Annotated in this window: 14 protein-coding genes and 1 tRNA gene; 7 read left to right on the forward strand and 8 right to left on the reverse strand. The window is 30.2% G+C overall.

Annotated features, from left to right (window positions below; genetic code table 11):
• Nucleotides 1-2: 2 nt before the first annotated feature.
• The 3 genes from ugpA to AXG55_RS14155 are packed head-to-tail and all read left to right on the forward strand — an operon-like array spanning nucleotide 3 to nucleotide 2,790.
• The gene (ugpA, locus tag AXG55_RS14145) at nucleotides 3-884 is read left to right on the forward strand and encodes a sn-glycerol-3-phosphate ABC transporter permease UgpA (protein WP_148698748.1); all 882 of its coding nucleotides are present in this window, start codon (nucleotides 3-5) and stop codon (nucleotides 882-884) included.
• Entirely contained in the window at nucleotides 885-1,730 is an 846-nt protein-coding gene (gene ugpE, locus AXG55_RS14150; protein WP_148698749.1) for a sn-glycerol-3-phosphate ABC transporter permease UgpE, read from the forward strand.
• Nucleotides 1,731-1,746: 16 nt separating this feature from the next.
• Entirely contained in the window at nucleotides 1,747-2,790 is a 1,044-nt protein-coding gene (locus tag AXG55_RS14155) for an ABC transporter ATP-binding protein (protein WP_148698750.1), read from the forward strand.
• 13 nt (nucleotides 2,791-2,803) lie between these two features.
• Here the strand turns inward: AXG55_RS14155 and AXG55_RS14160 are convergent, their stop codons facing one another.
• Complete coding sequence (locus AXG55_RS14160) at nucleotides 2,804-4,006, reverse strand: glycosyltransferase family 4 protein (protein ID WP_148698751.1); 1,203 nt, start codon at nucleotides 4,004-4,006, stop codon at nucleotides 2,804-2,806.
• Nucleotides 3,999-5,048: a class I SAM-dependent methyltransferase gene (locus AXG55_RS14165; protein ID WP_148698752.1), complete on the reverse strand. Its 1,050-nt coding sequence runs from the start codon at nucleotides 5,046-5,048 to the stop codon at nucleotides 3,999-4,001. Before AXG55_RS14165 ends, AXG55_RS14160 begins: the two co-directional genes overlap by 8 nt.
• A gap of 136 nt (nucleotides 5,049-5,184) precedes the next feature.
• Between AXG55_RS14165 and AXG55_RS14170 the strand changes: the two genes are divergently transcribed.
• Nucleotides 5,185-5,260, forward strand: a tRNA-His gene (locus AXG55_RS14170).
• 231 nt (nucleotides 5,261-5,491) lie between these two features.
• Nucleotides 5,492-5,989 carry a hypothetical protein gene (locus AXG55_RS14175; protein WP_148698753.1) on the forward strand — a complete coding sequence of 166 codons (498 nt, stop codon included), beginning with the start codon at nucleotides 5,492-5,494 and terminating at the stop codon, nucleotides 5,987-5,989.
• Nucleotides 5,990-6,022: 33 nt separating this feature from the next.
• On the opposite strand, the gene AXG55_RS14180 is transcribed toward AXG55_RS14175, so the two are convergent.
• A complete protein-coding gene (locus tag AXG55_RS14180; RefSeq protein ID WP_148698754.1) occupies nucleotides 6,023-6,379 on the reverse strand; it encodes a hypothetical protein in 357 nt (118 codons plus the stop codon).
• 422 nt (nucleotides 6,380-6,801) lie between these two features.
• Here AXG55_RS14180 and AXG55_RS14185 point away from each other — a divergent pair, with 422 nt between their 5' ends.
• Together AXG55_RS14185 and AXG55_RS14190 are read left to right on the forward strand one after the other, a co-directional pair.
• On the forward strand, nucleotides 6,802-8,058 hold the full coding sequence (locus tag AXG55_RS14185) for an MFS transporter (RefSeq protein ID WP_148698755.1): 1,257 nt from the start codon (nucleotides 6,802-6,804) through the stop codon (nucleotides 8,056-8,058).
• A gap of 43 nt (nucleotides 8,059-8,101) precedes the next feature.
• On the forward strand, nucleotides 8,102-8,650 hold the full coding sequence (locus AXG55_RS14190) for a GNAT family N-acetyltransferase (protein ID WP_148698756.1): 549 nt from the start codon (nucleotides 8,102-8,104) through the stop codon (nucleotides 8,648-8,650).
• Nucleotides 8,651-8,944: 294 nt separating this feature from the next.
• Here the strand turns inward: AXG55_RS14190 and AXG55_RS14195 are convergent, their stop codons facing one another.
• The 5 genes from AXG55_RS14195 to AXG55_RS14215 all read right to left on the reverse strand — a co-directional run bounded on the left by AXG55_RS14195 (nucleotide 8,945) and on the right by AXG55_RS14215 (nucleotide 13,223).
• A complete protein-coding gene (locus tag AXG55_RS14195) occupies nucleotides 8,945-9,373 on the reverse strand; it encodes a universal stress protein (RefSeq protein ID WP_148698757.1) in 429 nt (142 codons plus the stop codon).
• Between the two features lie 138 nt (nucleotides 9,374-9,511).
• A complete protein-coding gene (locus tag AXG55_RS14200) occupies nucleotides 9,512-11,014 on the reverse strand; it encodes a redoxin family protein (RefSeq protein WP_233231256.1) in 1,503 nt (500 codons plus the stop codon).
• Between the two features lie 41 nt (nucleotides 11,015-11,055).
• Nucleotides 11,056-11,475: a hypothetical protein gene (locus AXG55_RS14205; protein ID WP_148698759.1), complete on the reverse strand. Its 420-nt coding sequence runs from the start codon at nucleotides 11,473-11,475 to the stop codon at nucleotides 11,056-11,058.
• 60 nt (nucleotides 11,476-11,535) lie between these two features.
• Nucleotides 11,536-12,240 carry an ATP-binding cassette domain-containing protein gene (locus tag AXG55_RS14210; RefSeq protein ID WP_148698760.1) on the reverse strand — a complete coding sequence of 235 codons (705 nt, stop codon included), beginning with the start codon at nucleotides 12,238-12,240 and terminating at the stop codon, nucleotides 11,536-11,538.
• A complete protein-coding gene (locus AXG55_RS14215; protein WP_272866928.1) occupies nucleotides 12,237-13,223 on the reverse strand; it encodes a FecCD family ABC transporter permease in 987 nt (328 codons plus the stop codon). Before AXG55_RS14215 ends, AXG55_RS14210 begins: the two co-directional genes overlap by 4 nt.
• Nucleotides 13,224-13,253: the final 30 nt, after the last annotated feature.

Here is a 13,253-nt window from a genome sequence, read left to right on the forward strand (position 1 = left end):
AAGTGGAAAAACGTGCTGTATTTGATTCAAAAATAATACCCTATCTGTTTCTCGCACCACAAATTATTGTTTCGGCGGTGTTCTTTTTCTGGCCAGCACTTCTTGCTATATGGCAATCCTTTTTAAAGGAAGATGCTTTTGGATTGAGTACAGAATTTGTGTGGTTTGATAACTATAAAGCCATATTTCATGATTCCAATTATTTATCTTCTATTTTTATTACAATAATATTTAGCTTAAGTGTTACTTTAATTTGTCTCGTTTCTGCACTTATTTTAGCTGGTCTGATCAATAAAATTCGTTTAGGAAAAATAATTTATCAAACTCTTATTATTTGCCCCTATGCTGTCGCCCCTGCTATTGCTGGGGTATTATGGTTTTTCTTATTTAGTCCTTCCATTGGGCATATTGCTCATCTCATGACAAATGCGGGTTTAAATTGGGATCCTAATTTAAATGAAAATCATGCCTTAATCTTAATTATTTTAGCCTCAAGTTGGAAACAAATCAGCTACAATTTTTTATTTTATCTTGCAAGTTTGCAAGCAATACCAAAGTCGTTAATTGAAGCAGCAGCCATTGATGGCGCCAATTCATTTCGAAGATTTACCGACATCATCATTCCATTAATATCGCCTACAACGTTTTTTCTATTTATAATGAATTTAATTTATACATTTTTTGATACTTTTGGCATTATTTATACTACGACACAAGGTGGACCAGGATATTCAACAACAAATCTCGTTTATAAAGTTTATGTAGATGGTATTGTAAATTTAAATTTAGGCGGTTCTGCTGCACAATCTGTTATATTAATGGTATTTGTTTCTTTTATTACAATTTTACACTTTAGATTTGTTGAAAAAAAGGTGCACTATTAAATGGATAAAAATTTTAAACTATCCAATGCCATTGCTCATCTCATTTTAATTATTGGTGTTATTATAATTACTTTTCCTATGTATTTTGGCTTTGTAGCCTCAACCCAAAGTGTTGAGGCGATTTTACATGGTAACTCTGGAATTCTACCAGGGAATTATTTCGTAGAAAATTATTTAGAAATTTTTTCTCCAAATAAAAATATTTTGCCTGGTATATCAATATGGCATTTGCTCTTTAATAGTTTATTCGTTACTTTATTAATAACTTTTGGCAAAACAGCTATATCAATTATCTCTGCTTACGCTATTGTTTATTTTAAGTTTCCATTTCGAAATACGGCCTTTGCGCTTATTTTTTTAACACTCATGCTTCCTGTTGAAGTTCGTATTGTGCCTACATTTCAAATGGCTTCTAATTTAAATCTTCTTGATTCTTACCAAGGATTATCGGTTCCACTTATTGCTTCTGCCACAGCAACATTTTTATTTAGACAGTTTTTTATGTCCATTCCAGATGAACTGTGCGAAGCGGCTCGCATTGATGGCGCAGGTCCTGTACGTTTTTTTTGGGACACTATTTTACCACTGTCTAAAACAAGTATAGCTGCCTTATTTGTTATTTTGTTTATATATGGTTGGAATCAATATCTTTGGCCATTATTAATAACCACAAAACAAAGCATGAGCACAATTATAATTGCTGTAACTCAAATGATCACATCAGATGGAAAAACACCTTGGCACCTTGTTATGGGTGTCGCTTTTATTGCAATGATACCCCCGGTATTAGTCGTTATTTTAATGCAAAAGTGGTTTGTTAAAGGATTGATTGATTCTGAAAAATGAAAAAAAAGGTAAATACATGGCAAAAGTAATTTTAAAAAATTTAAAAAAAGAATTTCAAAATCAAACTATTCTTCAGAGTGTCAATCTTGAAATTAACGATGGTGAATTTATTGTTGTTTTAGGTCCAAGTGGCTGTGGTAAATCAACCATGTTACGTATGATTGCAGGATTGGAAACCGTCTGCGAAGGAGAAATATTAATTGGCGATCAAAATGTCTCAAAATTAGAACCTAAAGACAGAAAAATAGCAATGGTATTTCAAAACTATGCATTATACCCGCATATGACGGTTTATAATAATATTGCCTATGGATTAAAACTTCATAAAGTACCAAAAGCCGAAATTGAAAAGAAAGTTAATATTGCCGCTGAAATGCTTCAATTAAAAGATCTTCTACAAAGAAAACCAAATCAATTAAGTGGGGGCCAAAGACAACGTGTGGCTATGGGGCGCGCTATTGTACGTGAACCAAATGTTTTTTTATTTGATGAACCACTAAGTAATTTAGATGCTAAACTCAGAACACAAATGCGTTTTGAAATTAAAAATATTCATAGAAAAGTGAAAACAACAAGCATTTATGTCACTCACGATCAGATTGAAGCCATGACTTTAGCTGATAGAATTGTGCTTTTAAATAAAGGTAAAATAGAACAAATTGGAACCCCTTTGGAATTATATCATAAACCCGCTTCTACTTTTGTGGGTGGATTTATAGGAAATCCACCTATGAATTTTATTCCTGGTGATATCGCACAGAAATATATTGCAACTGATAAATTAAATGCAAATACCATTTTAGGCATTCGACCCGAAAAAATTGAAATTATTGATGAAAAAAATTCTCAACAAAACCATAATTCATTAATACCTTTTATGACTCATATGTTTGAATCCATTGGTCATGAAAATTTTATTTATGGTAAAATTGAGGGAACAAATACAGAATTAATCATAAAATCAAACAATGTTTTCATGGAAGAAAATAAAAAGATAAATATAAAAATACTAGAGGAAAATATTCATATATTTAAAAAACAAACCGGGCTTAAAATTTAAATATCATTTCAAATTATAAATCTATAAATTTCATCATATGATTATAATTTTGTGAAGAGAATTTTTGATTACCAATAAATTTAGCTTTATTTTTAAGCTCATTATAGTTTTTTATATCTAAATATAAACGCGCACTTTCTTCAAGTTTTGTAATTAAATTTTCTATATTTCCTGCTTTAAAAATAAAATCTTGAAAATCTGAAAAGACTTCAGGCAAAGCACCTGCATCAGAGCTTAAGACAGGTATACCTGACTGCAAAAATTCAACTCCTACACGGCAAATGACTTCGCTATCTAAACTTGGAATGACTCCAAAATTTGTTATCGCTAATAAATTTTGAATATTATCAAGTTTTTCTTCGATCATAAAAATGCGTTTATTTTGTTCTTTTGATTCTAAAAAATATTTATTTTGAGTATACCTTCCATTTCCAAATATATTTAAATATTTTAAATATATTTCTTTGGGATTGATATTTGCTTTATATCCTGCAAATACCAGTTGCGCTTCTATATTTCGATTATCCTTATTTTTAAACTTAGCTTTATAAAAGGCATCGACAAGATAATCATGTCCTTTTACAGGATCAAATCTTCCAATAACAAGAAATAATAATTGATTTTCATTAATGGAAGGAAACACCTCTTGCACCTTAAAATCTTGCGATTCATTATAAATATTTATAATATCTTTCCCATAATAAACAACCTTTGAATGATTATTTTTTATTTCAAATAAAACTCTATTTTTTACACACTGAGCAGCAAAAATAACTTTATCCGTAATTTTATTATAAATAAATTTAGATATAAAATTTGATTTTACCGTTTGAGCTTGTCCTCTGACTCGAATTAATTTTTTATTGCGCCATAAAAAAGGAAAAATTATTTTTATAATACAACATAGTGTATGTTCACGACCTTCAAACACCCATACATATTTTATCCTATTTTTATTTTGTAATAGAAGCCTGAATATAAATAAAAAACTCATTAAAAAGTTCTTTAATGATTGATTATGAATAGGGATATGAACAAAAGGAATTTTATATTCAACACACTTTACATCCATAGCCGTACTGCCCACTTCAGAACAATATAAAATATTTTCTGAAGCATTTACATATTTAGCAATTTGCAGACTGTAATCAGATACGGCAGAAAACCAAGGATTTGAATTTAAAAACAAGTGTTTTATATTTTTTTCTTTATTCAACTTTAGACGCCTTACGAAAGATAAGAATGGGATTCGTTAGCAACTCCTGATTCTTATCTCCTTCTACAATTTTATTCCAGGCTAAAATGGGATTCTCAAATCCTAAAATATGCCCTTCTTTTTCTAATTTGCCCTCACAATATATGAGCTCTAAACCCAACTGGGTGGCCTGCTCGTAAATATAAGGCAAAGGCCATCCAGGATCAGAAGGGTGCATCAGGGCATCAGCAACACTCACCGATCCTAAGCCTAAATAGCGAAAGCGTTGTCCTGTTGAAGAGAAAAATCCTAAAAAATTTAAAAACTGCCAAAATCTGAGTAAAATATATTTTAATAAAATCTCAATGCGAAAGCGTTTTTTTTGTAAAAACTGATTCCAAACATGACTATAACGACTCTGAATGCGACGCTCTAATTTGCGCCCGTGGTAGCTGTAAACCATCAAACGCAAAATACCACCTGCATTTAATCTTTCCACCATAGGGAAAAGGATGGAAAGAGGGTCAGGTTGATGATGAAGAACTCCAAAGCATTGTATAAAATCAAAGGATCCCAATGCCTTCTCAGGGAGTACCATTTCGGCTCCCCCTAATAGAAACTCTACTTTTTTAAATTTCTTATGATTCGTTATTATGTTGATAATGCTATGAAATGAAATCTTTTTACGTGCTTTTTGAATTGCTCTCCGGCTCAAATCAATACCGATAATTTCATTCTGCGGATGCAGTTTCCGAAATAACAAGGGCTCATCAGTTCCACAACCGACTAATAATATTCGTTTTGATTTCGGAAATGCCTCTTCCATTTCAATTAATAGCGCGTTCCACTCCTCCTTGGAAAGCTCCAAATTCCCCTTGCTAAATTTAACAGCTAAATTCCATAATTTTTCCGCAAGCAGGAGTCGTCCCTGCAACAATAACTGAGCAAATCCTCCGTGCGCCGTAAGATGCGCTTCAATATTAGGTGATATCATTAAGGGACGATTGGGGTATGGGAAAAGGTCGTAAAATTGCCTCATTTTCTCGATCTTTAGCTGCTCCATGCGTTTCCTTCCCTAAGTGCTTCTATGGCAAGTAAAATTCTCTCATAATAACATGAGGATCGTGCAAACTGAAGAGTTTATTACTCTGTGCTTGACACTCATATATTTGTAAAGTATTGCTGACAGGCTCATGTTGGTGGCTGTAGTCAAGCGGTTAAGACAATGGATTGTGATTCCATCATGCGGGGGTTCGAATCCCCTCAGTCACCCCAAATTTTGAGTTTATATAAAAAAACCTCATCTTCATAATTATGACCAGATGAGGTTTTTTTATATTGCCTACAAAATAAATAATGCGCACTCTTAAAAATGAAATCGTGTTGATCATAAGTTGAATGTATTTGAAAATAATTTAAATTATTTAATTCCAAAACTTGATTTAGTCCCAAAAAAAAAGTAGTATTCGATTAAATTTATTGCCTACAAAATAATTGGTTAAAAAAATGAAGTTATTCGGGATTCTTTATTTAATTTTTTTTTCAATTTATATACAACAAAATGCCTATGCAGATGAAACTTTTATCATATGTAGTAACCAAGACGAGACATGGCAATGGCTCAAAACAGAAAATGGTTTATTCTATGTTGCACATGGTAATTTTGTTATTGGTGAGTTTGAAAAAAATTCAAAAATATATTTATATAGTTATTTTAAAATTCAAAATGGTGAGCGCATTATGCAACAGTTAAAAAATTTATGTCATGACAAATATGGTCAAGACTATGCAAATCCTCAACCAGCCAACTCATCACTAAGTCCTTGGACACTATTCTCCATTAGTGATAACCAATTTATGGGTGGTATTTTAGCAGTAAGAAATGGCGGATTTCGTCATGCAACTACAAAAAAACATAAGATACATATGCAATCAAATGCTGTAGAAGTTCAATTTTTTAATTTGAGAGAATATTTTATTCAAGAAGAAATAAATAATAATTAATTTAAAAATCGTTAGTAAAAAAATGATTATTTTTTATCTATAAAAATAAGTGCAATATTCTGAATTATTATTGGTTGTATATTTTATAAATTTAATTTTAAAATATTTCAAGAATATTTTCTCCTGCATTGTACACTCTATTATTTTTTCTTTACGTATTTTCACAATTTTTGGGCAAAGTATAGATAAATTATAGTTTTTCACAATATATTTTTCATTAAAAATAATAAATTTACTTCTATAATATACAATAAAAGACCCAATAAAATAAAAAGAAGTGACAAATAATTGAATTTCTTTAGAATAAGGAATTATAAAATCAGAAATTAATAAAATAATAGGAACAATAAAAACGAGTTTTGAAACTTTAAATCTTTTTATATTTGACATTGATTTTCCTAATTTTGTTAAACTGTTTATGCAATGATTCGCATTAAACTTTAATTTTGATGAATTATAACCGATTATTCAAATTCTCCATTATAAATAAAGTCATATTAAACAGTATATACTTCATGATCATCTATAATTTGACAAAATTTATAAATTTTGTCAATTAAATATGAAAAAATTAATATTATAAAAATTTTAACTCCTGTTTAACCCAATGTCATTAACAACTCTAAAGTTCAAACTTTATGTTCACTTTTAATAAATGATAATATTAAATTTTAGATGCTTTCAAAAAGAATACCAAATTAAATTTTCTTGTAATATTTTTATAAAATAAATGCAATTTTCATAAAATTTAGTATACTTAATTTGAGCTATTGTGAATATAGCGCATAGTACTTTCCTGTAGCAAAGGTCAAATGATGCAATCTGGTGCTCTCAAAATTTCTGATCCTAAAAAATACACGCTGACTATGATTCTCCTATGCATAGGTTATTTCATAGATTTTTATGATCTTACTATTTTTTCAGCAAGCTACGTGAATGTTTTTAGGGACTCATTTCATATTTATGAAACGGCAGAAATTCAACAACTGTATTTAAAAATCTCTAGTTATTATACCTTCGGAATATTTTGCGGCGCGGTATTTTTTGGAATTATGGGAGACAAAATAGGTCGCACTGCCATGATCCGCTATTGTATATTATTATATTCAATTGCCATGATATTAAGCGTTTTTACAACTTCCATTCCTTTGTTTACATTTTTACGCTTTATTTCTGGTGCAGGATTAGCTGCCGAGTTTGCTACCTCGAGCGTCTTAATTAATGAGTTATTACCGACAAAACATGCTACCAGATATACGTCACTACTTTATTTTTGTGGTATTTTAGGAGGAATGACTGCCACTTATTTAGGAGCCATATCTTGGCAAGCCATGTATTTATTTGGTGGATTATCAGGGTTCATCGTTTATTTTGCTAGAAAAAAAATATGCGAATCCGTTGTCTTTTTAAACTTGGATAACAAAGTTAAAAAAGGAAATCCTCTCCACTTATTTAATAGTTTTGCAAATATAATGAAATTTTCAAGACTTCTTATGCTCATTATTCCCTTTCAATTTCTCATAACAATTATGTTTATATATCCAAGATTTATGAATTTAAATGGTGATATGAGCTCAATAAACAAAACGTTATTAACCGGATTTTTTATAGGTAATTTAATTAGTACAATAACGTGTAATTTTATTATAAACAAATTTAAAGATTATAGAATATTTGTATTAGCAAATATTCTATTATTTTCTTTAGTTATGCCACTATTTATTTATGTCCCGCAAAATTTATTTTTTGTTTACACTTTATTCTTGGGGCTTTTAGGTGGAGGGTTGCCCACTGTCTGGATTCAAATTGTTGTAAAAAGCTATGGTACAAATTTAAGAAGCACAGCGTCAAATTTTTTGTTTGCGTTTGGAAGATTAAGTGGAATTTTATTTAACCTTATTATTTCTACTTTATTATTAACACCGCAAAATTTTCATTTTAATGTCGTCATAGTCATTGCTACTATTGTATCATTAGTTCTCTTTGCCTTATTTAAAACTAATAATAACTATAATTCAAATATGGAATATACTGAGCATAATGAAATGATTAAAAATTCAAATAATTAGTTATAAAGATTTTTAATAACACCAAAATAGGGAGTGATATTTTATGAATCTTCATTCTAAAAGGATATCTTTAAGACCCATAGAAAATGACGACGCCCAAGATATATTTGAATATGGAAGCAATATTAATGTCTCAAGATATATGATTTGGAACAGTCATAAATCAATTCAAGACAGCTACGATTATATTAAAAGTATCCAAAAGATGTACAAAGTAGCTCCCATCAGTAATTTTGGCATAACAGTATTACATAATGGTAAAGAAAAATTAATTGGTACTGTTGGACTTTTTAAGCGGTTGAAAGCTTTTCAAAAAACATATGAATTGGGCTATGTTTTAAATGAATTATGGTGGGGAAAAGGCTATGCTTATGAGGCTTGTAATTTAATCATAAACTACGGATTTAAAAACTTTGATATCCACCGCATCGAAGCCCATTGTGTTGTTGAAAATAAAGGCAGCATGAAAGTAATGGAAAAATTAGGAATGCAGCGCGAAGGAATAATAAGACAAAATTATATTAAAAATGAAATTATTTATGATCTCTATTTATATTCATTATTAAAAAGCGAGTGGAATGTATTTAGGTAAACAACAAAACAGGAGGTTATAAACATGGATAACCCAGCAATCACAAAAGAATATGCTACCCTAGAATATTTAAGCTAAAACTCCCTTGCCAGAGAAAAGTATGAACGTAGTGAAAAGGAATTTCATGATTATATTACCGGGATGATTGTGAGCCGCAGGGAAGGCTGAACTGATGGCAAATTAGATGGAATATATAATGTTAGCAAAAAAATAAAAAGCATGGGTCTAGATATGGAAATTGTGATAAAAGCAACAGGACTCACAGCTGAAGAATTAAAAAAAATATACTTATATTTAAGAATTTATAACAAAAACATCACAGTGAATTTTATTGGAAACATAATTTGCAGTAGAATCTAGCATACCAAAAAAAGAATGATGATGACCCGCCACGATAACCAAATCGATATTTATTTCTTTTGAATATGACACAATATTTTCTTTAGGATCGCCAAAAAAAACATGAATATTCTCATCTGGTAAGTTTAAATTTTTTGTAATGTCACGCATTTTTTTTTCAGCTTCTTCCATAATATTATTTTCTAATTCAACATTTAAAGGATAATAATAGCCATGAATAGGTATTGATGAGACAGGACTTACAACATGGCAAATATGAAAATCTGCATTAAAATTTTTTGCCAGCGCAATGGCTTTGTCTATGGCTTTTACACCTTCATCAGAAAAATCGGTACACATCAAAACTTTTTTATAATTTGACATATATTATTTCCTTTTTTAGTGTTTATTATTCCTATTAATTAATAGGAATATTTATATAATATATTTAATTTATCAATAAATCAATAAAAAACGCAGATATTAGATCAACAATCATAACAATAAAGTAACTACAAAAAATTATACTAAATTTGTGTTCATAATATTTTTGGGATAGTCTACAATCCGCGCAAACGGACCTTGAAAAATATATTGAATAGGGGTTAAATCGGCCGCATTCATATTTTCTTTAGGTATTTCTGACTCATGAATCACAAGAATACGATGAGAATTCGTGTCTGTAATAATGATGTGATCTTTATACCAACTTATACCAGAGGGTTCATTTAATTCTTCAGATAACCTTACAGTACCTAAATAATCTTTACTAATAGAATAAATACGCATAGCATTGTTATAAGAATCTAAAATAAATAAATTTTGTGAATTTGGACTCCAGACACAGCTCAAGGGGTATTGCATTTTAGCTTCTGCACCCAGTCCATCGGTAAATCCAAAATCATTCAATCCGCCGCTTACAAGGCTCACTATCATGGTTTTTCCGGTCTCATTCCAATTCTTAACAATAAGTCGAATAGAACTGGTTTCGCTGTCTGTAAAAGCAAGCACCGAGTCCGAAACGGCGGAAATTCCTGAAGGTTGGGCAAGTGCGGCAAAAGATGCGGGGCCATCAATGAGATCTTCTTTTCCCGAACCCGCGATATGCGTCACAGCATCATCTTTAGGAATATAAAGCACAATTTGATGACTTCCAGAACATGTAATGGCGAGATTAGAGCCCCAAACACAGACATCCGTAGGAGAATTCAGGGGGGCAAGTTTTGCATCGTATTCGGCACGAGCTTCGAAAGACCCTTTTTCCCCTTTACCTGCCAAGACCCTGTATTTTCTTTGAGGCGTCCCTTCAAGTTCAAAGGCAATGAGCCTATGATGTCCAAAATCACAGACAACAAGCTCATCTTTCCAAACACAGCATCCTAAAGGTGAAGAAAGAATTCCTTCTCCAAAGGAGGTCACAAACTTTCCCTCTTCATTTAATTGTACAATACGATTGTTATAGGTATCAGAAATAAAATAAAATAATTTTGATTGAATTTCGATAGCAACCGTTTTTGCAGGATAACGTAAATTATATTTATCATCAATTTTAGACCATTGATTTAAATGAAATTCTGGAAATGTTTTATTTTGCATTAAAATATTAATTTGTTCTCTTAATAAATCAAGTTTATTTTCCCCAGAAATGGAATAAAATATTTTACCTTCGCAATCAATTAATACAAATGAAGGACTTGATCGAATTGCAAATTTTTTCCATATTTGCATATCTTCATCAACAATAACAGGATGATTTATATTTAAACGATGACAAGACTCTTTTACATTTTTATAATCTTTTTCATGAATAAACTTTGCGTTGTGAATTCCAATAACAACAAGCCCTTTTTTACTAAACTCTTCTTCTATTTTTTTAACTTCAGAAAGAACTTGTAAACAATTAATGCTACAAAAAGTCCAAAAATCTAGTAATATAGGATGCCCTCTAAAATGTTCAAGGGTTAATGGAGAGGGGGTATTAATCCATTTGAACTCTGGTGGAAACTCGGGAGCATGTACCGACATCGAAGCACCTGTCATAAAATAGGCTATAAATCAAAACCAAGTCATTTCGTTTTAAAATGACCCAAAAGTCCTCTTAACAAATTATAATCCATTTTGAGTCCTCGAATTCCTTTTTTTCTAATTACATTAAAAATTTTTGGCAAAAAAATGACAAATGTAATAAAACCAATCACTATAAAAAAAAGCAAACCAATAAGTATAAATGGAATTAATAATATTATGCTAACAAGAGAAGGTTTTTTTATTTTTATATTTGAACTCTTAGAGAATGAAGAATAAAAAGAACTAAAATTATTATTTTGAAATTGCTGGTGGTTATTTTCATAGTGATAATTATGAATTTGGTCAATTTCTTGATTTTTAGAATAACTTTTTTGGGAGTTTACTTTTTTATTTTCGTCATTAGATACAAATTCAGCATCGATAATGTCATTGTTTTTATTGTAATTTTCATTTTTCACTTTTGATCCTTTCCACTGATTGGAAACTTCGAATTATATATAACATTCCATTTTTTAAATTTATAATTCATGAAATATCCCAACTCCATACAGTTTATGAATAATTTTAGAATTCCAAAAAACATCTGCGCTTGAATCCCATACCCAAATACCATCACTCAAAGCGCATATTTTATTTGCTACTTTTTTAGCAAAATAGAGATCATGAGTAGTCATAAATATAATGGCATTATTTTGTTGAGCGTATAATTTACAATTATAAATAAGTTCTTCCTTATAATTCCAATCTAGATCACTTTCAGGTTCATCTAAAAAAAGCCATTTTGCTTTATGTGACCATATTCGAGCCAATTGTACACGCTTCCATTCCCCCCCACTTAACTCGGTCAATTCCATCTCGTTTAAGGAATGAATGCCAAAATCATCTAATATATGAAGATTACCAGATTCAATATTTAAAGATGCCATTGGCTGCAAATTGAGAAACTCGGTTACGTTAAAATTTTCGGGGCGACTCAATTGTTGGGGAAGCCATGAAATGCCATTTTGATATGGTAATAGATTGTTATAAAATACCAAATTGCCATTTGAAGGACTCAAGACCCCTGCGCAAACCTTTAATAAAGTACTTTTTCCAGCTCCATTATGCCCGAGAAGGCAGACAATATCACCTCCCTTGTACTCGAAACACACATTTCTAAATAATATTTTACTACTATCTAAAGCATAAGCAAGATGTTTTGCTTTTAATGAAATTGAGCTCATACCAAATTCCTTTTAAATAAAATAAAAGAAAGAGCAGGAGCACCCAAGATTGCTGTAAATATTCCAACAGAAAGTTGTGCCGGAGAAAATAAGGTGCGTGATAAGGTGTCGGCATTTACTAATATGATAGCGCCTAAAAACATGCATATAACACACTCAAATAATGATGAAAATCTATGAATTTTTCTCACAATATGAGGAATAATTAATCCTACAAAAGCAATAATTCCAGCTGAAGAAACAACTAAAGAAATTAGAATACAAATCATAAATATCGTTTTATTTCTTATCTTTATAGGATTGATGCCCATTGATTTGCCAAAGTCATCACTAAAGAGCATATGATCAAAATATTTAGAATTTCTAAAAATAATAATTAAAGGAAAAACCGATAAAATAAAAAAAACAAGAATTTGATAAAATGATACTGGTTGTAATGTACCAATTAAAAAATTATGAATTTCTGAAAGTTGCTCTGGTTTTGCAATTGAAAAGACCATCATTAAAATGGAGGTAAAAAAAGAATTAATGATAATACCGATAACAGGAAATACATATTCATCATGAGAGCTTTTAATTTTTTTTCTTACAAATAATAAAATAAAAAAAGAGGTCAAACATCCTATGAGTGCAAAAGCCGATTGCAAAGGAAAAAAATAAAATAAATGCATACTTGAAAATAAAGCACTTGAATTTAATAAAATAAAAACAGAAGCAAAACAAATTCCACCCGATGATATTCCTAAAATAAAAGGATCGGCTAAGGGGTTTTTCAAAATTTTTTGAAGAACATATCCACACAAAGCAAGAATAGCTCCAACCATGGCTGCCTGAAAAAAACCACTTACTCTAAGAGCCATTATTTTTGTAAATATGTTATTATCTAAAAATGACAAATTACGAATTTCAAGAAACGAGATTTGCACAGATCCATAATACAAACTAAAACACGCTGAAATGCTTAGAATTATTGAATATATCATAAGTAATTTAAATGAAAATATTTTTTTCAA

It is taken from the genome of Silvanigrella aquatica, assembly GCF_001907975.1.
In the GTDB taxonomy this organism is placed as follows: Bacteria; Bdellovibrionota_B; Oligoflexia; order Silvanigrellales; family Silvanigrellaceae; genus Silvanigrella; species Silvanigrella aquatica.